The sequence below is a fragment of the Clostridiales bacterium genome (assembly GCA_030016385.1).
Classification (GTDB): domain Bacteria; phylum Bacillota; class Clostridia; order Clostridiales; family Oxobacteraceae; genus JASEJN01.
The window spans coordinates 16,879-37,889 of sequence record JASEJN010000032.1 but is presented as its reverse complement, the minus strand read 5'-3'; the positions used below and the strand labels follow the sequence as shown (position 1 = coordinate 37,889).

The window sequence follows — 21,011 nt, the reverse complement described above, 5'->3', positions numbered from 1 at the left end:
GTCAATACGTATCAAAAGAGTATAGAAAAGCTGCTTCCAAAATGATACTTAGTTATTCTAAGAAAGCTTATCCATAGGATAATGCATGTATTGAATCCTTCCATGCAATTATTAAACGTGAATGGATAAATCGCTTTAGAATTAATAATTATCGTCATGCATATATTCTTGTATTTGAATACATTGAAACATTTTATAACACCACAAAGATTCATAGTCATTGCAATTATATGTCACCCAATGAGTTTGAAAAGACATATGAAAAAGTCAAGGAGATTAGTGCACCAATTGCCAGTTAAAAATATGAAAAATAATTAGAATTTTCTCATTTTAATTTGTACTTTTTCTTGACATAGCACCAAATCTCCCTGACTGGAACAAGGATTCAGCATTGCTCGACTGGCTCTCTAATCTGAAGTGATTTAGAAATTATGCAAAGTAAATCAAAGACAGTTATAGATAATGCAAGACTTTCAGCGGTTTACTTTGCATAATCATCAACTTTGCATAAGGTGGATTATGCAAAGCTTCGCATAAGCCTCCCCGGGGGACGCCCAGGGTTGTTTCTTCAAACTTATGCTTTACTATAACTCCTGCACGTAAGTATTTATGGATTAACGAGATAACTCTCCCATCCTTTATGGTACGGGATAACACCTCTATCAGCTTACTTATGTTTACGGTGTCAAAGAATTTCTCCAAATCCATATCTACCGCATACCTGTATCCTTCATCGGCATATTGCTGGCATTTCCGGATTGCATCGTGGCAGCTGCGTCCCAGACGGAATCCGAAGCTATTATCTGCTGACTTCTCACGATAAATCTTATTTCGACCATGCTTCATACACTTTGTTTCCACACGTCCGTGAGACCTCCCCGGGTAAGAACGCAGTCTTTCCTTCCATATATCTGCCACATATACACAGTAGGTTCCCAGATAGTTTTGGGCTTTGGTTTGTTACGCAACTTTACCCAGCCTACATATGCCTAATGTGATTTCTGTCCGTCAGACCAGAAGTTTGCCTCCAGCTTCCTTCAGATTCCACGTCGCCGTGGACACCCTTGCCTTTGGCTATGTGCTTGGCACTATCAGCCCGCACTCGGGATTTGCACCCGTTAGACTGCGCCCGTGCCGGGCGCACGTGCAAGAATGAGGCTAGTTAGTTGCCTAGCCTCATTCTTATTGGTTCAGATATCATTATATAAATTTTGCCTTTTACTATCTCCATCGCCTTACTGTATCTATCATCGCTTTAAAATTTTTTGGGGTGTTTTAAAACGATATTGGGCAACCATTTGCCATAATAAATCTTTTCCCTTTTGTTGCCTTTAGCTGACGGGTTATTTCTTTTATTACATCACTTTCCGTACCATTCTGAAGGATCCACACACTGTCAAGATTCCCGAATAGCGCGCAAGTATTCTCAAGACTTTCTGCAACTTCTCCCACATCAAGCGCAAAATTCTTCTTAGACTCTTCCATCATGAGTCCATCAAGTTTAAGATCTTTTATATCATCAAGCATAGGAATTATATTCCCTGTAAAATATCCTATCCCAACCATACCGATATCGGATATTTTTTTGAAATACCGCTTATGAATTGGCTTGATAATATCATGATAACATTGAGGGGAAAGTATATCGGCCGAGCAATAGGTTTCAGAACTTATATATCCGCTGCATCCTAAATCCTTTAACGCTTTTATTCTTTCAAATGTAATATCACATATTTTTGAAATATAATACGCTGTATTTTCAGGATTTTCTATAAGCCTTCTTTCAAAACCCATATGGCTGTCAAAATACGAATCTACGTTAAGTCATTCATTTACAGCAATAAAACATCATCGCCATACTTCTTTGCAAATATGGCCACATGATCAAATTCTCCTCCCACAATTATTTCATCTAATTTACTTTGTTGATATAAATTATTTCTGATGATTCTTCTTCCATATCAGTAAAAAGTATCCCATTCTTCATTAGGTCTTCTCCGCTTATCTTATAGCAAATACCCCTATCCTCAAATCGAACCTTATATACTGCATCATCAATCAAACCTTTTAGAACTATTTTTCTCTCGTTTTCTCCACACGGAAGCCTGAATACGAACATAACAGCTTCCTCCTTATTTTCCATAACATACAGGAAGGAATTCCACTTATCTCCCCTGCCGCTGTCCAGTGCCTGCCCTGTAAGATGATACATATCAGCTTCTTTTATAAATCTGCCTATTACTTCCTTGTAAAGTTTGCTGTGATAACTTATTCTCTCAGCGCACCACTTCGGAAGTTCAGGAAGCCTGTATGAATATCCAAGCATATCAAGCATATCTGCACGCACTATATAATCAAGTTTAGACTGTTTCATATCATCTTTGATAGGATCTTTATCAATATTGCTTTCATAGAATACCCTGTTTTGCGACCAGGTAAAATGGTAGCATACAGAAGGATGCAGCATCACTGACTGGCCCCAGAATGTCTGCAAATGATGAACTGTATTATCAGGATCGCTGAGGAATGATGCATGTACATATTTCATAATGCCAAGGTCCACCCTGAGTCCGCCTGATGAACAGTTTTCAATAAATACATTCGGATATTTTTCCCTTATCATAGAAAGAAGCCTATAATATCCCCTGTAATGTTCATATAAACCGTCTCCTTCACCATGACCGTGATCTTTTCTGTTACATCCTGCACCTGGATTTAAATTAAAGTCGAACTTTATCCAATCAGCGCCATAATCATTTATAAGTTTCTCTACAACGCTAAATGCCCATTTTACCGTTCCAGGATTTCCCATGCACATATATCCTAAAGGCTTGCCATCTCTCTGTGCAATGTATTCCGGATGCATCATAGCGATATCCGCTTTTTTCCCTACAGCTTCTATTTCACACCATATCCCAAATTTTAATCCTTTAGAATGCGCATAATCGGACAATGCACGTATTCCTGAAGGAAAACGAATAATATTTACCTTATGCCAGTCTCCTCTTTTTAGATACCAATCAACATTTTCACTCCATCCTGCCTTATTGGAATTGCAGTTTTTATCCGGCTCCCCAAACCATCCTGCATCCAATATCGATATGTCAGCTCCAATACTATGGCACATATCAATATTTTCCTTAAATACGTCCTCGTTTATTTCGACATCTTCATACGGCCACCAGTGGTTCCATGTCACAATCATACCTTCAGATATAGGATTTTTGGGGTATAAAAATTTTCTCCCCCATCTGCCGAATTCTATACATGACCTGTCAAAATCACCTTCAGGAAGGAATGTATATATCATATGAATCCCTTCCATTGTTTCTCCAGGCTTTAATATCTTAAAGAAGTCCCAGTTTGAAAGTCCTCCGCTGATTTTGTATCTCCCATCTGTTTGAGGTTCAAACCTGACTATCCAGTTGCCTGACCACGCAATGGCACAGGAAAGTATACTCCCATCCATTCCCTCTATACAAAACCATGGGTTCATCCCATTTGAGGACCTTCCGCTTGTTACTTCCAGTACTTTTGTACCTTGCAGAGGTATGTCCACCGGACAAAATTCTCCGCCTGCCTGTGAATTGAAGTATCTTAATTTATATTCTCCCGATGGGAGCAGCCCATTTATAGAGTCTACTCTCGTAATTTTTATTTCATTTGCAGAAATATTTTTGATTTCAACCCATTTCTCGATGATAGAAGAATTTGGATATTCAACAATAACATTTCTAATTTCCAAATCGTTTGCATCGCTTACATATATGTCGATAGTTTTTATCGATCCATTTTTGTTTTTTAATTTACGGGAATTCTGTGTTTTTTTAAATCCTATGTTCTCTGACAAAAGGTTCCCTTTATATTCTATGCCAAATCCATTTATCATTAAATTTCCTCCTATCTATTGCATAAACCTATAAATAATTGGACAACTATTATTCTTTTACAGAGCCTAATGTAATGCCTGTGATAAAATACCTTTGAAGGAAGGGATATACAAGCAGTATCGGAATCATGCTGATTAAAATTTTTGCCGAATTAACTGTTTTGTCCGATAGTTTTGTGAGTCTTTCTATCTCTTCCTTTGTCATATTTTTGCTGACCATCGAATATTGTATGATCGTCTGGTTCAAATATGTCTGAAGCGGATAGTGATTTTGCGTTTTCATATAAATCAATCCATCGAAGAATGAATTCCAATGCCCTACGACGCTAAACAGTGTAACAGTTGCAAGTGCAGGCAAGGACATAGGAAGATATATTTTAAGAAGCATATACCATGGTCCCGCTCCATCTATAACAGCCGCCTCATCCAAAGCTTTAGGGAGATTTCTGAAAAAGTTCATAAGGACTATTATATTAAAGACAGGCACCGCACCCGGAAGTACAAGAGCCCACATCGTATCTAAAAGATGGAGACTTTTTACAGTAAAATATAAGGGTATCATTCCGGCACTGAAAAGCATAGTAAATATTAATATCCACATATAGACGTTTCTGCCTTTAAATTCAGAATCCCGCCTTGAAAGTGGAAAGGCGGTAAGCACTGTTAATGCAAAATTTATAGAACACCCTAATAATACTCTCCTTACCGATACTCCAAAGGAAGTAAAGAAATAATTATCTTTTATAACGGATTTATATGCCGCTAATGTTGGTTTTACAGGGAATACTGTAACAATGCCTGCTGCAACTGCCGATTTGTCACTAAAAGAAACGGCGACCATATAAACCACAGGGAAAAAAGTAATCAATGTAATTGAGATCAGTACAACAAATATAATGATGTCAAATAAAGTATATCTTTTTCTTTTATAAGCCATAAATTACCACCCTTTTAAAATATACGATAGTTTGCAAATTTATCCGCCAGGAAGTATGACAATACTACCATAATAAAACTTACAACAGATTTTAAAAGTCCGACTGCTGTAGCAAGTTCATACTGCAGTTCCTTAAGTCCTGCCCTGTATACATATGTATCTATAATATCTCCTGATTTATAAACCATAGGATTATATAGATTCAATACCTGTTCCGACCCTGCATTTAATATATTCTGCAGATTTAACATCATCATCAATATAATTGTTGTAGAAATTCCAGGTAGAGTGATTGATATTATCTGCCTGAATCTGCTCGCTCCATCTATACTTGCCGCTTCATAAAGACTCGGGTCTATACCAGTTAGGGCCGCAAGATATATAATCGCACCAAAACCAAATTCCTGCCATACACTGGTTCCTACCAATATACCTGGGAACCAACTGTTGCTTCCTAAAAACATTATAGGTTTTACTCCAAACATTCCTATTATATGGTTTACTATACCGTCAAGCGAAAATATATTTGCAACAATACCGCCAAGCAATACCCATGATATAAAATGAGGCAGGTATACTATGGTCTGTATCGTCCTTTTAAAAAATCTATTCTTAAGTTCATTTAATAAAAGAGCAAAAATCAGTGCCGAGCCCTCAGTAAAAATTATCTTCATAACCGCAATTGAAACTGTATTATATAAAACCTGTTTTATTTCAGGTATTTGAAACATATATTTAAAATTTTCGAGCCCTACGAATTGGGAATGCCACATGCCTTTTACCGGATTGTAATTCTCAAAGGCAATTATGGAGCCAATCATAGGGTATATTGCAAAAATCGCCAACAAAATTATTGCAGGCATCATCATGATATGGTAACTGATAGATGATTTTTTCATCATATAACCCCCGGTTTTGTTTATATATAGTTAGAGAGCATGACGCACTTTTTTTCGCCGTGCTCCCTAACCATCAAGTCTATATTATTTTATTGCATCTTGTACTTCCTTTGTAATTTCGTCTCCACCCATGGACTTCCACTGTTTTACGAAACTATCGAAAGTATCTACTGACTTGTCTCCAACAATTATATCAAGCATAGCCTGAGTTTCAATTTTATCAAGGTTAGCTTTCTTTTTCTCCATTGTCGGGGTTTGTCCGTAGAAAACACTATATATCGGATTAGTTTTTGCATCCTCAATAGGCTGCACGCCTACAAATCTCGAAAAAGCATCTCCAAAGCTATCAGGATTACTCTTAAGATAGCTTAAACCTTTTTTCCAGTTTGCTGCAACATCAGAATAGTATTTTTGGTTTTGCTTACTTGGAGTAACTGCTGGCGTTGTTCCAGCCGCATATGCTTCCATGCCCTGATGATCGCGAAGAACAGAGTCCGCTCTCCAAAGACCAAGTGCGACAGGCATTGAACCCCAATCAGGCATAGGATTCTTTCCATTGTAGGGATCTCCGCCTACTAATGACGGATCATCAAGCTGTATCTGATAATAAAAGTTTATGGACTTTACAAGAGCTTCAGGATATTTAAATCCCTTTTTAAGTACTGCTACTGAAGATACGGGTAATTCTTGTTTTGCATTGTATTTGCCATCGACATCTTTAAGAACATATGCTTTCCAATCCGCTTTAGGATTATTTTTAATAGAATCTGTCAATGGAGACCATCCTGACCACCACGGTCCAAAAAAAGCTCCGGCTTTTCCTGAGGCTACAAGCTGATTTGCCTGATCAGATTTGGTTATTGCAAAATCTTTTGGCAGCAGGCCTTGTGCATACATATCATGTAGTTTTGAAAGAGCCGTTTTTGTTTCAGGAGTTATTGAACCATATACTACAGAACCATTGCTGTCTTTTAACCAAGTCTTTACATATGACTTATAAGTATCAAAAATAGCATCATATGAGAAAGTCTGAGCTGTTTCATTCGCGAATGATTCCTGCCCGGCTAAGCCTACAGTATCTTTCTTGCCATCTCCATCCGGATCATTTTCTATGAAAGCTTTCAGTATTGGCATAAGTTCATCTAGTGTCGTAGGAGCCTTTAATTTCAATTTGTCAAGCCAGTCCTGACGCAACCATATTTCGGGATCTGAATTGTGCAAGCATCCCATAGTTGGAAGACCATATAATTTTCCATCTTTTGTAACCTGTTTTAATGCTTGTCCGTTATCACTTTTATAACAATCCTTAACGGCCGGAGCCGCATAATCATTATATGCGTTTGTAAGGTCTTGCAGCATATCAGACTTCTGCATGGTTAAAAATTGATTGTAACCTACGGTCATTACATCAAGAATGTCATTGCTGGCAATCATTAAATTCATCTTATCTGAAGCAGCAGGACCGCCCTTCATATCAATCGGAAATTGATAATCTATATTTAGTCTTTTACTAGCTTCCTTAACATAAAGATTGTTCGTTTGGGTTTCCCCGGAATTAAGATTCTGAGGTACCTCAGCTTCCAATTTAAATACAGTCATCGTAGTTTTTTCTGGAAGTGGCCCGAAGGGATCCTTTTTAGTATCAGCAGTGGTTTGTGAGCCTTGAGAAATCTTCGGGGTACTTCCCTTAGAGCCGCAGCCGGATAATGTAGTTAGAACTAATGCAAATAACAGAACAAATGATATTATTTTCACTTCATTTTTTTTCATTATATCCTCCCTTTCAATTCTCAGCTATCATGAACGGTACCGTTAATTATATTATAAGAAAAAAATAGCACTCACGTTATACCTGAGTGTTTCAAATATTATGAAAAATGTGTTTTTTATAGAAACATTTTTCACAGAATTGTAACAAAATTCACTCATAGCTTCTTACGAATACGTTTTCTGTAATCAGTAGGCAGCATACTTGTATATTCTTTAAATATTCTGCTGAAGTATCTATAATCAACAAACCCGCATTTTTCCGAAATTACGGAAATGGGTTCATCATCAGCCGATATCATAAATCTCGCTTTTTCTATTCTCAGCTCTTTATAGTAATTCTCAAAAGATTTACCCAGAACTTTTTTAAAACATCTGCTGAAATAACTGCGGCTCATATTCACCTTTTTGGCAATTTCCGATTCGTTTAAGTTAAATGGCTCCTCTTTTTTTATATATTCTAGAGCTTTCATTATACATTCCGTCACTTCATCTGAAGAATTTTGCATCAATCTCTCTTTAATAATCTCCTTAAATTTGCAAATCCATATGCCCCAATCATACCAGAAAAGCAAGTCATCAAAACTTTCAAGAAGACTCTGAAGTATATTCGTTCTAAAGAGCTTATCATATTCCGCGGCAATATTGCTGAATATTCTCCAAAGGCTGTTTCTATCGATTCCTGAAGCTTTTGTTCGCGAAAGAAGCTGCTCAAAATCTTTATCAGAATAAATCCAGTTAATTTTTTCCCACCTTGCGCAAATATCATTTCTTTTCTCTTCATTAGTATTGTTCTCAAAGGATTGAACATCGTTCATGGAAAACCGATAATTGGAATGCATAGGATCATAAGAATAAAAAAGTATCTTCCATCTATATGACTTTAAAGTATTGGAAACTTCCTCATTCATAGGAGTATATATATCAGTTATTTTAACCTGGACCCAATCTTTATTATCTAAATCAGGGAAAAAACCATCTGTACTTACGACTTCATTTATATTCCCATAATTGGGGACTATCCATGTCTGCTTATCGATTGGAATCAATAACCGGGTCGTGATACCCTTAATCCCAAGGTTTAAAAGTTTCATTGCATCACAGTCCTGCCTTCTGCCGCAAATAAGTATCCCACCGACTAAAGCTTCATCCTCCTTACGGATATCGCCTGCATAAAAGCTGCTGTTTTTGCTTTCCATCTTGTTTGATATTCTCTCCAATGTCTCTTCAACGACCTCATCTTCTATTTCCGTCTTTACAATGTAATCAATTACACCCAGCCGTATTGCATCTTGAATATATTTGAAATTATCATGGCATGTCAATACTGCAATATTTATATCAGGACATTCGGTCTGAACGTTTTTAATCAGTTCAAAACCAGACATCCCCGGCATAATAAGATCTGTTATAAGCAAATCTACATCATTGCATTTTATAAATTCAAGCGCTTTTTCACCGCTTCCGGTATCCCCTACAATGGTAAATCCATGCTTCTCCCAAGGGAAAGTCGATATTATACCCTTCCTTACCAGCTTTTCATCGTCTACTATATATACTTTCTTCATTTTATGCCCCCTCGCCGCTTATAGGAATATTAAATCTATAAATAGTTCCAACACCGATCTGGCTTTTAATATTTAATTTATATTCATAGCCATAATGCACCTGAAGTACTTTATTAACATAGTTAAGCCCTATCCCTAAGCCAAGATCTCCTCGTTTTGTATTTTCCCCTTCAAGAAGCCCTTTTATCATTTCCCGGGACATACCTTGTCCATTATCTTTTATCAAAACACTGACTGTATCAGGTCTGCTGTATAAAACATTTATCCAAATGCATCCATCTTCTCCATTCAAACCATGATAAATAGAATTCTCAACCAAGGGTTGTAGTATGAACCTGGGTATAGGCACATTTAAAGTTCTTTCGTCAATATTAAATATAACCTCAAGTCTATAATCACTTCTAACCTTCTGCAGCGATATGTAATCTTTTAATGCGGCAACTTCACGTTCAATCGTTACTATAGAACCTTCCTTACCTAAATTATACCGTAAAAGTCTTACTAAATTTGATACAAATTTCACTATATCTTCATGGCCATCAGCCTTTGCCATCCATTGCACTATATTCAATGTATTATAAAGAAAATGTGGATTAATCTGATACAGCAGTTTATCCACTTCAAGACTGTGTCTATCTTTCTCCTTCTGTTTTATTTCAAACATCAACTGTCTTACCTTCTGTTTCATTGAATAAAATTCCCCGAGTACATTATCAAATTCTGTTATATTTGTATATGTCAATTCAGAATCAAAATTGCTGTCAGCCATTAAATTGATTTCATTTTTAAACACTTTTATAGACCTATATACCGAACGCCATATGACAAAGCCAATTGCAATTCCCACTATCATAAGCAGTATGCCTATTGCTGCCATCCTTAATATCCACTGCTTTATTTCTATATTAAATACACTCTTTTTTATTGCTGCAGCCAACATCCAACCTAAACTGCTTTTCTTTGTAAATATATAATATTCACCTTTTTTTGCCATTTTATTATTTGGGACATTATATTTATAAATGCTCTTTACAGGAAAATAGTTTGGCATTTCGCTATAAGTTACCTGCCCCTTATCGTTTACGATCGTATAATACATATCCATTCCAAGCTGATTTCTTTTCAGTATTTTTGATAATGTTTTAGAATCGGTCTCAATATATAAACTATAATCCGTACCATCTATTATTTTAACCGGACTGGATACGGACATAACTAAATCATTTTTATCCGAATTAAACGATAGATGCGGACCGTAAAATGAGAATTCGGACTTCTGCATAAACTGGGGAAGATTATTAATATCAAACTCTCTGTTTAAACTGCCGTTTGTAAACAGCATGTTCAAAGACTTTCTATCATAATAAAAATGCAAACCTACATTGGGATTTGTAAAGTCAATCAAACTTAAAAATACATCTATGTCGTCATAATATCTTCTTTTTTCAGCATAACTTTCGGATGTAAGAAAATTTGAGAGATCTCTGGCTGCAGCACCTTCATAGCTTAACTGTTCGGAAACAGATGTAAGATTGTCAAATGCGCTATCCATATCTTTTACTGTTTTATCTAAAGCAGAATCAATACCCTTTTCGATTTTATTATATAATATTGAATATATTGTAAAATATGAGACAAAGCTAACGAGCACAAAAGTAATAATTGAAGTGATCAAAAAGGCCCTTGTTATCCTGTCCTTTAACGAATATATAGTTTTCCTTTGAAATATATTTTTTATGATTAAATATATTCTGTAAAACAGTGTGTGTTTTAGAAAGCGGTACATCAGTCAATACCCCCAAAGTACATAATTGCACTATTTATTTGATAAACAATGTAGACACTTCATCAATCGTTATTTTTATATTTTTAATGTTCTCATTAAATAGATTACTACATAGATAATATATATTACAGCAGTAACTTTTACCAAAGACGATTCCTGATCATACTGTATATTTTATTATAGATAAGCAACATTTGTAGATAATGTAAATATTTCTATGTATTTTGTCTCCCTGGCAAACGATTATGCCATACTTAGTTATTGATTTTTCATGTTACATATATGTAACATGGGAAACCCCCTGCTGAATTGATCATATGTTCCTTCATGCTTCAGTCCTAGCAGCAGGTTTAAATCCTTACCGAGTACTTTTCCAAAACGTCTTCATCTATTTCAATTCCTAATCCGGGTCCCTCAGGCATATGAACATATCCACCGCTGTCAATTGTGAAATGGTTTTTTATAAGATTTTTGCTTAAAACAGTCTCCTGTGAACAATATTCCAGGAAAGGCGCATATGGCATATTTGCAATAAGCTGAAGCGATGCCGACATCAATATACCTGTTTTGAAAGCATGCGGTATAACAGGCAGCGACTTATAATTCGCAAGGTCCAGTACTTTTTTGGCAATTGTTATTCCGCCGCATCTGCTTAAATCAGGCTGTACAATGTCTATATCGCATTCCTCTATAAACTCTTTAAACTCATATATCGTTCCTAGTTCTTCCCCCGCCGCGATCCTCATGTCTACGCTCTGAGACAGCCTCTTATATGCGTCTTTATTATCGGGTGTGAAAGGCTCTTCAACCCAATACACACCATACTCGCTGAATCTATTGCACATCTGTATCGCCGATTTTGCATCTTTCCAGACCATGCCCATATCTATCATAAGATACGGCTTATCGCCAAGCTCATTTCTTGCTGTTTTAACAAGGCTTATATCTTTATACCTGTCTTTACCTAAAGAACCCCAGCCAAACTTTATCCCTTGAAATCCCATGGGCATATAGGTATTCACTATTTTCTTGACTTCATCTTCCGTTTCCGGCATTAATAAACTGCAGTATGCAGTAATTTTATCCCGATATGACCCGCCTATAAGTTTGTATATAGGTTTGTTTAAAGCTTTACCTATAATATCCCAAATTGCAATATCTATGCCGCTCATCGCATGTATTGCAGCACTTCTCCTGCCGTAATAATATGAAAGGCGGTACATCTTGTTCCATATTTTTTCAACATCAAATGGGTCCTCACCTATTACTGCATCCTTAAGCCCAATGCAAACCATATGCGACGGCGGGGTTTCTATTATTGCCTTTACAACATATGGAGAAGAGTCAACCTCCCCAATACCTGTTATACCTTCGTCGGTATATACCTTTATGACCACCGTATCCTGGCTGCCGTCTCCTATCATTTTTATATCCGGTTGCTTTACAACGATTGCCTCTATATCAGTTATTTTCATCTTTCTCCTCCTTGTACGCATGTCGGAACAACCTTGTCTCTCAATATTTTTGTCAGCTCATTTTTTATTAATTTTCTTATTTCCAAGTATTCCCCATTTTTCATCTCCGGAATGACCTGCTTTAAATGCCCCATCTTAAACCCTCTCTCTTCCATGACTAACTTATATCCGGCCGGGAATAAAATGGATTCTGCAAGTTCTAAGAGCCTAAGTATCGATTTCTGAAGTTTTACTGCTTTATCAAAATCTCTTTCATAAAACGATCTATAAATCTGCGTAGTGACTTCGGGAATAATACCTGAAAGCGCGGTCATGCTTCCCGTGCAGCCGCCAATAAGCGCCGGAACAAGTATGTCATCCGTACCGGTCATAACTGCAAAATCAGGTCTCAGCTCATCTGCCGCTTGTACATAATGTATAATCTTTTTCATGTTACCGCTGCTGTCTTTAATACCTACAACCTTATCTTCCATAATAAGTTCTTTAAATGTATCCATCGATATTTCATTTGTAAATGCCGGTATATTATAAAGTATTATATTTATATCCGTCTTTTTTATAATTTCCTTATAATAACTTAGCACTTCCCTTTGATTCAAAGTATAATAGTACGGAGGACATACGACAACAGCCGGACAGTTATTCTTTTCAGCATTTTTTATGAGTCTAAGCGTTCCATCTATACTGCTTGCACATGCTCCCGGCAACACATCCATTCTTCCCGATGCTCCCTGCGAAACAACATCCATTATCTCACAGTTCTCCACAATCGATAAATTAACAAATTCTCCCGACGTCCCACATGGAAATATACCGCTTATACCTGAATCTACTAAAAAATCTATCTGTTTTTTCAAGCCGTCAACATCTAGCCGTCCATCTTGTTCAAAAGGAATAAGGATGGCTGCATATGGACCTAAAGGTCTAAATCTTTTTCTATCTGATGTCATTTTACTTCATCCCTTTCTGCATTCGTTACAATTTTATAATCTGAATAGTGCTATATTATGAAATCACATATATCCATTGAATAATTAAATATACATTCGCATCCTTCCGGTCTTATAATATAATTATTTTCAATCCTCATTCCTACATCTCCGGGTATATATATTCCGGGCTCTATTGTTACAACCATATTGGGCTTCAGCATTTGCCTGTAATTCTTGAGGAAAAATGGAGATTCGAAGCTTTTCATTCCTATTCCATGGCCTGCATGGTGAGGAAAACGCCCTAGATATCCACTGTCTCTTATTATTTTGTTGACTGCATTATATATTTCATCTGAATATATTCCCGGATGCAGATACTGTTTTATAGAATCCATGACATTTATTAATGTGCTGTATATTTTCACATTTTCATCTGAAGGTTTACCTATAAAATATGTCCTTGTCGTATCGCTGTAGTAACCATTTAGATTAGGCAGTATATCTACAATCACTGTTTCGCCATTTTTAATTTTTTTAGAGCCGGCCGAGCCTGAAACATATGAAGCCCTAACGCCGGATATTATATCTGAAAGGAAATCTATAGGCCTGCCTGATAATTCATTAAAGGAAGAAGAAATTTTATTATATATATCTAATTCGGTTTGCCCTTCTTTTAAATATTTCCTTAAAACATCATAAACGCATGTATTTAACTTAAGAGTATCTTTTATGTTATCTATCTCTGCTTCATCTTTTATGCTCAATACTTCCTCAAGCAGTCCGCCGGCGTCAATTATACTTTTGCATTCTGTATATATGCTGTCTACAAGAAATCCCGAACTTATATCTATCGGACATGAAACGACAATATCTTCATTCAAAATAATATTTTTGAGAGCCCTTTTGACTGCGGATGATCGCTTTTCATAATCGGCTGCAGATGTTTCATATTCATAAATATTTACTTCTTCTATAAAATCGGAATTTCGCGGTAATACCAAATATATATCACCATTCTCGAGCACTATTACAACTGAATATGTATTTTTATCCGGATAATATCCTGTAATATAACTTATAATATTTGAATTATCTGTTATAAAAGCATCGCTGCCGCATTTCCCTGCAATATCAGATATTTTTTCAATCCTCTTTATTCTATACTCTTTCATAGCATATCCCTTCCTATGGATGTACTACCGCTTTTATAACACCGTCTTTTCTCTTTGATACAAAATCAACAGCTTCGTTAAATTGATCTAATGTAAATGTATGTGTAACCATATCCTTCAAATTAAATATACCCTGCGAAAGCAAATCAAGTACCGGCTGCCATACATGCGGATTCCCCGATGCACCGTGAACGGAAAGTTGCTTTAGTATTATTTGTGTAACCGGAAAATTTATATAATCTCTGTCATCCGGAATTCCGTATAATATCACATTTCCACCCTTTCTAACATACTTGATTGAATTCTCAACGGTAGAAGGAAAACCGGCGGCATCTATGGAAATATCAACACCATGTCCGTCTGTTTCTTCCATGATACGGCTTTCCATATTCTCTTTTTGTATGTCTATAACAACATGTGCACCAAACTTTTTTGCGAGCCTGAGTCTTTTTTCATTTCTTGCAGCCACAATTATTTTACCTGCACCGCATGCCCTTACCGACTGAACATATGCAAGTCCTGCCGGTCCTGCACCCTGAATGAGAATGGTATCCCCGAAATGCATACCCAACCTGAAAATTGAGCCTGCCGGGCATATAAAACTTTCAAGTATTCCCGCTTCATCATATGTCACATTATCAGGTATTCTATAAAGGCATCTTGCAGGAACAGCAATATATTCTGCATAACCTCCCTGGTAAGGCGGAAATCCTATGTCTCCACCGTGATCACAGAGATTCTTCATTCCTCTTCTACAATAGTAACAATCTCCGCAATTTACCATGGTTTCTACGACGACTCTGTCTCCATTTTTCCATCTGTCAACTTTTTCCCCTATCTCAATTATATCTCCTGCAATTTCATGCCCGAGTATATGCGGTGGATTCCCATTATAAAAATCGCCTTTTATAACATGTATATCAGTTGAACATATTCCGGCGCTCTTTACTTTTACAAGCACTTCATCGCTTTTGATTTTAGGATCTTCAACTTCTTTTACTTCAACTTGATTTTTGCCAATCCATACAGCTGCTTTCATCTTTAACCCCCTATATTCCCTATATAACCTTTACAGGCTAATTTTTCTATTTCCTCTGCACCTTGTTTTACTAATTTAATTAATTCTTCTATTTTTTTATCATCTACTCTAAAAACAGGCACAGCAATACTTACCGCAGTAAATATCTTGCCATTTGCATCATGAATAGGAGCCGCAACGCATTCTATTTTTTCTGTCGATTCCTCTTTTTCATATGCATATCCATTTTTGCGAATCTCTTTTATCTGTTTTGTAAGCTCATTTATATCCGTTATAGTATTTGACGTTATCTTGACCATTGGATAATCTTTATACAGATTAAATATCTCTTTATCAGTATATCTGGATAAAAGTGCCTTTCCTATTGCCGTCGCATGTGCAGGCATATGCATACCAATAGATGACGACATCCTTATTGCCTGGGTGCTGTCTACTTTATAGATATACACGACATCCATTTTATCAAGCACGGCAAGGTGTACTGTTTCGCTACACTTATTTGACATTTTCTGTATTATCTTTTTTGCTTCATCATAAAAGTCAAGATTTTCAAGGAACTTGCTTCCGACCTCAAATATCTTAAGCCCGAGCCTATATTTTCCCGTATACTTATCAATATTCAGATAATTTCTTACTGTCAATGTATGAACAAGTGAAAACACACTGGATTTAGGCAAATTCAATTTCGTGCATATTTCGCTTAGTCCAAGGCCTTTTTTGTTTGCTGATATAAGTTCTGTTATATCAAGCGCTCTTTCAAGCGATCTATGATTTTGTACTGCCATATCCATCCTCCTATGCGTATTAATCCATATCCATCAATATCTTTTTACTGTAAATAAGGTGGTTCTGCTTCGAAAATTCATAATACGGGAATACATTTTATAGGCTATTATTCATATATAAGGACAATGTTCTTATATATGAATAATACATCTTTTAAAAGGAAGTTTCAAGCCCTATGATTTTTTAAAGTAAACCGTCTATTTTTCGATCCCAATAAAAAAAGGGCTTATTGCCCTTAAAATCCTCCCTTAAATTCACTGCACATCTCCGCTGAAAACTTTTTTCAAATCTGCAAGTTCATATGTGTTTATGACATCGCCTGCTTCAAGCCAGCCCTTGCGCGCGATGCCTATGCCATATTTTACGTGGTCGAGGCCTTCTATATCGTGGGCATCGGGGCATATAGCAAACTTTACGCCTTTTTCCTTTGCATATTTTATATATCTCCAATCAAGGTCAAGCCTATATGGATTTGCATTGATCTCGATGACCTTTCCATATTCGGCCGCAGCATCGATTATCTTGTATATATCAATGTCATAGCCGTCCCTTTCGAGAAGAATCCTGCCCGTAGGATGCCCTAATATCTTCGTATATTTATTTTTTACTGCATTCAATATCCTCTCAGTCATATCTTCCTTGCTCATTTTAAAATTGGAATGTACCGACGCTATTATAAAATCAAACTTTTTTAGAGTTTCCTCATCATAATCTAAAGAGCCGTCCTTCAGTACGTCCGACTCTATTCCCTTTAATATTGTTATATCTTTATATTTTTCATTCAACCCATTTATCTCATGGAACTGGCGTAAAATATCTTCATTTTTGAGACCGTTTGCATAAAAGGCGGACTTGCTGTGGTCCGTAATGCCTATATATTTATATCCACGCTCTCTCGCAGCATCCACTATTTCGTCCAGGTAATTCGCGCCGTCGCTGTATGTTGTGTGCACATGAAATATTCCCTTGATATCCCTTTCATCGATCAATTTGGGAATATTGTTGCTTTCGGCCGCTTCTATCTCCCCCATATTTTCCCGAAGCTCCGGAGGAATATACGATAGACCCAATTTATTGAATAAGCCTTCCTCATCGGCGCATTTTATGAACACATCGCCGCTGAACAGGCCATATTCGTTCATTTTAAACCCCATCTTCTTTGCCCTGTGCCTCATGGCGATATTGTGCTCCCTGCTTCCCGTAAAGTGATGAAGCGCATAAGGATATTCATCATCGCACACAACCCTGAGGTCCACATTGATGCCGGATTTCAATGTTATGCTGGTCTTTGTGTCTCCCTTTGCGATAATATTTGCCATATCTTCATATGACGCAAATGTATCCATAAGCTTTTGCGGATCATCGGATGTCGCAAGTATGTCTATATCCTTTACAATCTCCTTTTTCCGTCTCAGACTTCCGCCTATTTCGCATCTTACAGGCAAGCCGCTGTTTATCAAATACTGCCTTATTTTGACTGCATCATTATATGCATCAGCGAATAGATGCTGTCCGCTGAATTGCCTGATAAATTTTATGCCCCTTAAAATCCTGCTCTGAGTATTTTCACCAAACCCTCTAAGTTCAGTAAGTTTATCCCCCAAACATGCATGTTCAAGTTCGTCAACCGTCTTTATCCCAAGTTTGTCATACAGGACTCTTATCTTTTTAGGACCAAGTCCCGGTATTTTGAGCATCGCGATTAGTCCCTCAGGGATGGATGCCCTGAGGTTTTCATAATACTCCAGCCTGCCTGTTTCAACAAGTTCCGTAAGCTTTTTGTTCAATGCATCGCCAATGCCGTCTATATTTTTTAGCCTGTCTTCTTTTACAAGAATCCCTATATCTTCATCAAGGGTTTCGATCTTCCTGGCGGCATTATAATATGCCCTTGATTTGAAAACATTTTCACCCTTTAATTCCAGTAAAAGCCCAATTTGATTTAGTACGTCGACAATAGTTCTTTTATCCATGACTGTCACCTCAGACCCGCCTTATATTACCGTGCTCAATACTTTCAATATAAAATTTTCTATGTATGCGGCACCTGTCCCTATAATAGTGCTTGAAAACGGAAGTATTATAAATACAAGGAGTATTATCTGACCATATTTTTCCAGAGCATATATAAAACCGTATGATTTTACAGGGAGAATATTTATAAGCACATGAAAACCGTCAAGGGGCGGTATAGGTACGAGATTAAATATGAAAAGCACACAGTTTATCCAGATAATGCCCTCTATGATCATGAAAATAATATTGATTTTATTCCGGTCGACACTGTTTAAAATGCCGTATTTATCTATAAGCAGCAATATCGCTGCGCTTATGAATGCTATTATAAAGTTCATTACAGGCCCTGCAAATGATACGATCAAATCCTTCTGTTTTACATTCCCCTTGTAATATGAAGGATTTGTGACAACGGGTTTCGCCCATCCGAATCCTGCAAATATAATAAGCAGAAGCCCCCATATGTCAATGTGTACAAGGGGGTTTACAGTAAGCCTTCCCTGCATTTTAGGCGTTGGGTCTCCAAACTTTGTGGCCATGTATGCATGTGCGTATTCATGAAAAGTAAATCCTAAGAGTATTCCCGGGAGAGTTGTAATAATCCTTAAAAGGTCTAATTGCTGGAACATTTTATCATCACTCCGTTTCATATGAAGGTAGCTATATTTGCTGTGCTTTGTCAACCTGTGTGCAATCTTTATATCGGCAATTATCATGTATAAAACATCTGTCGTTTTAATTATACCAAATGCATATTTTATATATTCGAAAAATATTATGGAAAGAGCAATTAGCTGAAAGTCTTTAGAGTCTGTTAACACATGTTCAGGATAAGCAGAATCAATGTTTCATGCTTAGCGAGTTTTGATTCTGCCCTGAACAAGTTTACAGACTCTATATACTTAGAACTTAGCGATTGAAATAATATTCTTCGAAAAATATAAATATATATACAGTCAATTATACCTCATTTATGGTATGGTTCGTTGTTTATTATCTTAAAACATCTGTATATCTGTTCAAGGAAAATCAGACGCATAAGCTGATGCGGAAATGTCAACTTGGAAAAGGAAAGCTTAAAGTCGCATTCTTTGACTACTCCGCTCCAGAGCCCTAAAGAACCGCCTATTACAAACATGATGTTGCTTGTACCATTTATTCCAAACTCCCTTATCATGGACGACATTTTAGCCGTAGACATTTCTGTTCCATCGATGCATAATGCAATTTTGTATATTCCACGCCTGAAGTGCCTCAATATTTTTTCCCCTTCTGTTTTTTTTATTATTTCCATCTCTTTGAGGCTGATATTTTCAGGAGCCTTTTCATCCGCTACCTCTATTATATTTATATTGCAGTACCTTTTAAGCCTTTTGGCATATTCATCTATTCCCATTTTCAGGTACTTTTCCTTTATCTTGCCGACGGCTACAATAATTATGTTCAAAAATATTCCTCCAGAAACCCAAAGAATGGGTGCATAATAGGTTTATACTTTATATTTGAGTATATTAAGGAAACAACAATTAATTTGTATATACCTTGCTGCGTATTTTAAGTATTGCTTGCAGTCAGAGTAGCAGAAGTTGTTTTCATATTTTTATCCGCATCTAAGTACCTTATACTTATGGTGCCCCCGGCTCCCGTGTTAAATATGATTTGCTTTAATGATGTAAAAGTATTGACAGGTTTGCTGTCTACCTCAAGTATCACATCACCCTTTCTTATCCCCGCTTTATATGCGGGGCCCTTCTTATCTATGTCATATATATAAATTCCGGCATCGAGCTTGATATCATAAAGGCTCGCCGATTCTCTATCCAAGCCGGAAATGATGCCGAGATATGGCGTATCAAACTTGCCGTTTTTGATGATGCTTTTTATGACAGGTGTGATTATGTTTATGGGTACTGCAAAACCCATGCCCTCCGCGCTGCTTACCTTTATGGTATTTATGCCTATAACCTTTGCTTCACTGTTTATAAGGGGACCGCCGCTGTTCCCTTCATTGATGGATGCATCTGTCTGTATCAAATCCTCCATAAATTTCTGATCGTCTAAAGGTAATGTCCTGTTGAGGGCGCTTATTATTCCCTCCGTAACTGATCTTTCAAACCTTAGCCCCAAGGGATTGCCTATGGCTATGGCGGCCTCGCCTACCTGTATCTTGTCGGAATCTCCGATTTCAGCAACGCTTAAATTATCGGCATTTATCTTGAGTATCGACAGATCAAGGTCCGTATCGGTCCACACAGTCGCTGCCGGAACCGTCCTCCCGTCTATCAGGTATACCGTTATATCCGAAGCCTGGTCATCCGCCACGTGGTTGTTTGTTATTATATACCCATTCCGGTCTGCGATGACTCCGGATCCGATCCCCTCAACCTTCCTGTCGCCAAAGACCATGCTTTTTTTAAACTTCGTAGTCCTTATACCGACGACTGCGGGCACCAATTTCTGGACAATCTCCGTAGTCGAATATGTACCGGCATCGTTTGGCGAAGTGACGGCCTTATCCTCACTTTCAGGCTTATCATTTGACGTATCATTTTGTGATGCGTCCTTTTGAGGAGTACTTTCGGCCTGGCCGCTGCCCTGAGATAACGCCTTGCCGAGAAGAGCAGGAGGCGCAAAAGTCAGTACAAGCATACCTCCCACGATTGCCCCTACTATTCCTACAAAGAAATATGAAAATAATCCCCTTTTTCTTCCGCCTTCTTTATAATCATAATAGTTCAAACTTAA

General features: G+C 37.1%; 17 protein-coding genes and 1 pseudogene. 1 reads left to right on the top strand and 17 read right to left on the bottom strand.

The window, feature by feature from the left end; translation table 11 throughout:
- The first annotated feature begins 89 nt into the window (after positions 1 to 89).
- Positions 90 to 299 (top strand): IS3 family transposase, encoded by a 210-nt coding sequence (locus tag QME45_08850; GenBank protein ID MDI6618770.1) that lies wholly within the window; start codon positions 90 to 92, stop codon positions 297 to 299.
- Between the two features lie 238 nt (positions 300 to 537).
- Here QME45_08850 and QME45_08845 read toward each other — a convergent pair.
- The 17 genes and pseudogenes from QME45_08845 to QME45_08765 all read right to left on the bottom strand — a co-directional run bounded on the left by QME45_08845 (position 538) and on the right by QME45_08765 (position 21,005).
- Positions 538 to 831, bottom strand: a pseudogene (locus QME45_08845) (reverse transcriptase domain-containing protein).
- A gap of 444 nt (positions 832 to 1,275) precedes the next feature.
- Positions 1,276 to 1,794 carry a uroporphyrinogen decarboxylase family protein gene (locus QME45_08840; protein MDI6618769.1) on the bottom strand — a complete coding sequence of 173 codons (519 nt, stop codon included), beginning with the start codon at positions 1,792 to 1,794 and terminating at the stop codon, positions 1,276 to 1,278.
- A 118-nt stretch (positions 1,795 to 1,912) separates the two neighbouring features.
- Positions 1,913 to 3,889: an alpha-galactosidase gene (locus QME45_08835; protein ID MDI6618768.1), complete on the bottom strand. Its 1,977-nt coding sequence runs from the start codon at positions 3,887 to 3,889 to the stop codon at positions 1,913 to 1,915.
- Between the two features lie 49 nt (positions 3,890 to 3,938).
- The gene (locus QME45_08830) at positions 3,939 to 4,826 is read right to left on the bottom strand and encodes a carbohydrate ABC transporter permease (protein MDI6618767.1); all 888 of its coding nucleotides are present in this window, start codon (positions 4,824 to 4,826) and stop codon (positions 3,939 to 3,941) included.
- 14 nt (positions 4,827 to 4,840) lie between these two features.
- A complete protein-coding gene (locus QME45_08825) occupies positions 4,841 to 5,728 on the bottom strand; it encodes an ABC transporter permease subunit (protein ID MDI6618766.1) in 888 nt (295 codons plus the stop codon).
- A gap of 81 nt (positions 5,729 to 5,809) precedes the next feature.
- Positions 5,810 to 7,495, bottom strand: coding sequence for an extracellular solute-binding protein (locus QME45_08820; GenBank protein ID MDI6618765.1), 1,686 nt, complete (start codon positions 7,493 to 7,495; stop codon positions 5,810 to 5,812).
- A gap of 155 nt (positions 7,496 to 7,650) precedes the next feature.
- Positions 7,651 to 9,060, bottom strand: coding sequence for a response regulator (locus QME45_08815; GenBank protein MDI6618764.1), 1,410 nt, complete (start codon positions 9,058 to 9,060; stop codon positions 7,651 to 7,653).
- A gap of 1 nt (position 9,061) precedes the next feature.
- The gene (locus QME45_08810) at positions 9,062 to 10,846 is read right to left on the bottom strand and encodes a histidine kinase (GenBank protein ID MDI6618763.1); all 1,785 of its coding nucleotides are present in this window, start codon (positions 10,844 to 10,846) and stop codon (positions 9,062 to 9,064) included.
- 350 nt (positions 10,847 to 11,196) lie between these two features.
- Entirely contained in the window at positions 11,197 to 12,321 is a 1,125-nt protein-coding gene (locus tag QME45_08805; GenBank protein ID MDI6618762.1) for a mandelate racemase/muconate lactonizing enzyme family protein, read from the bottom strand.
- Positions 12,318 to 13,271 (bottom strand): dihydrodipicolinate synthase family protein, encoded by a 954-nt coding sequence (locus QME45_08800; protein ID MDI6618761.1) that lies wholly within the window; start codon positions 13,269 to 13,271, stop codon positions 12,318 to 12,320. Before QME45_08800 ends, QME45_08805 begins: the two co-directional genes overlap by 4 nt.
- A 50-nt stretch (positions 13,272 to 13,321) precedes the next feature.
- Positions 13,322 to 14,425 carry a Xaa-Pro peptidase family protein gene (locus QME45_08795; protein MDI6618760.1) on the bottom strand — a complete coding sequence of 368 codons (1,104 nt, stop codon included), beginning with the start codon at positions 14,423 to 14,425 and terminating at the stop codon, positions 13,322 to 13,324.
- Between the two features lie 13 nt (positions 14,426 to 14,438).
- Entirely contained in the window at positions 14,439 to 15,464 is a 1,026-nt protein-coding gene (locus QME45_08790) for an alcohol dehydrogenase catalytic domain-containing protein (protein MDI6618759.1), read from the bottom strand.
- 2 nt (positions 15,465 to 15,466) lie between these two features.
- The gene (locus tag QME45_08785; protein ID MDI6618758.1) at positions 15,467 to 16,249 is read right to left on the bottom strand and encodes an IclR family transcriptional regulator; all 783 of its coding nucleotides are present in this window, start codon (positions 16,247 to 16,249) and stop codon (positions 15,467 to 15,469) included.
- 255 nt (positions 16,250 to 16,504) lie between these two features.
- Positions 16,505 to 18,223 carry a DNA polymerase/3'-5' exonuclease PolX gene (polX, locus tag QME45_08780; GenBank protein ID MDI6618757.1) on the bottom strand — a complete coding sequence of 573 codons (1,719 nt, stop codon included), beginning with the start codon at positions 18,221 to 18,223 and terminating at the stop codon, positions 16,505 to 16,507.
- A 21-nt stretch (positions 18,224 to 18,244) separates the two neighbouring features.
- A complete protein-coding gene (locus QME45_08775) occupies positions 18,245 to 18,982 on the bottom strand; it encodes a site-2 protease family protein (GenBank protein MDI6618756.1) in 738 nt (245 codons plus the stop codon).
- Between the two features lie 251 nt (positions 18,983 to 19,233).
- Positions 19,234 to 19,713 (bottom strand): 23S rRNA (pseudouridine(1915)-N(3))-methyltransferase RlmH, encoded by a 480-nt coding sequence (rlmH, locus tag QME45_08770; protein MDI6618755.1) that lies wholly within the window; start codon positions 19,711 to 19,713, stop codon positions 19,234 to 19,236.
- 107 nt (positions 19,714 to 19,820) lie between these two features.
- Positions 19,821 to 21,005, bottom strand: coding sequence for a trypsin-like peptidase domain-containing protein (locus tag QME45_08765; GenBank protein MDI6618754.1), 1,185 nt, complete (start codon positions 21,003 to 21,005; stop codon positions 19,821 to 19,823).
- Positions 21,006 to 21,011: the final 6 nt, after the last annotated feature.

What these genes read in the sequence shown, in the direction of transcription:
- QME45_08775 (MDI6618756.1), bottom strand. Translation starts at nt 18,982, where the DNA reads ATGATAATTGCCGATATAAAGATTGCACACAGGTTGACAAAGCACAGC.
- QME45_08805 (MDI6618762.1), bottom strand. Translation starts at nt 12,321, where the DNA reads ATGAAAATAACTGATATAGAGGCAATCGTTGTAAAGCAACCGGATATA.
- QME45_08840 (MDI6618769.1), bottom strand. Translation starts at nt 1,794, where the DNA reads ATGGGTTTTGAAAGAAGGCTTATAGAAAATCCTGAAAATACAGCGTAT.
- QME45_08835 (MDI6618768.1), bottom strand. Translation starts at nt 3,889, where the DNA reads ATGATAAATGGATTTGGCATAGAATATAAAGGGAACCTTTTGTCAGAG.
- QME45_08795 (MDI6618760.1), bottom strand. Translation starts at nt 14,425, where the DNA reads ATGAAAGAGTATAGAATAAAGAGGATTGAAAAAATATCTGATATTGCA.
- QME45_08785 (MDI6618758.1), bottom strand. Translation starts at nt 16,249, where the DNA reads ATGGCAGTACAAAATCATAGATCGCTTGAAAGAGCGCTTGATATAACA.
- polX (MDI6618757.1), bottom strand. Translation starts at nt 18,223, where the DNA reads ATGGATAAAAGAACTATTGTCGACGTACTAAATCAAATTGGGCTTTTA.
- QME45_08820 (MDI6618765.1), bottom strand. Translation starts at nt 7,495, where the DNA reads ATGAAAAAAAATGAAGTGAAAATAATATCATTTGTTCTGTTATTTGCA.
- QME45_08815 (MDI6618764.1), bottom strand. Translation starts at nt 9,060, where the DNA reads ATGAAGAAAGTATATATAGTAGACGATGAAAAGCTGGTAAGGAAGGGT.
- QME45_08810 (MDI6618763.1), bottom strand. Translation starts at nt 10,846, where the DNA reads ATGTACCGCTTTCTAAAACACACACTGTTTTACAGAATATATTTAATC.
- QME45_08800 (MDI6618761.1), bottom strand. Translation starts at nt 13,271, where the DNA reads ATGACATCAGATAGAAAAAGATTTAGACCTTTAGGTCCATATGCAGCC.
- QME45_08825 (MDI6618766.1), bottom strand. Translation starts at nt 5,728, where the DNA reads ATGATGAAAAAATCATCTATCAGTTACCATATCATGATGATGCCTGCA.
- QME45_08830 (MDI6618767.1), bottom strand. Translation starts at nt 4,826, where the DNA reads ATGGCTTATAAAAGAAAAAGATATACTTTATTTGACATCATTATATTT.
- QME45_08790 (MDI6618759.1), bottom strand. Translation starts at nt 15,464, where the DNA reads ATGAAAGCAGCTGTATGGATTGGCAAAAATCAAGTTGAAGTAAAAGAA.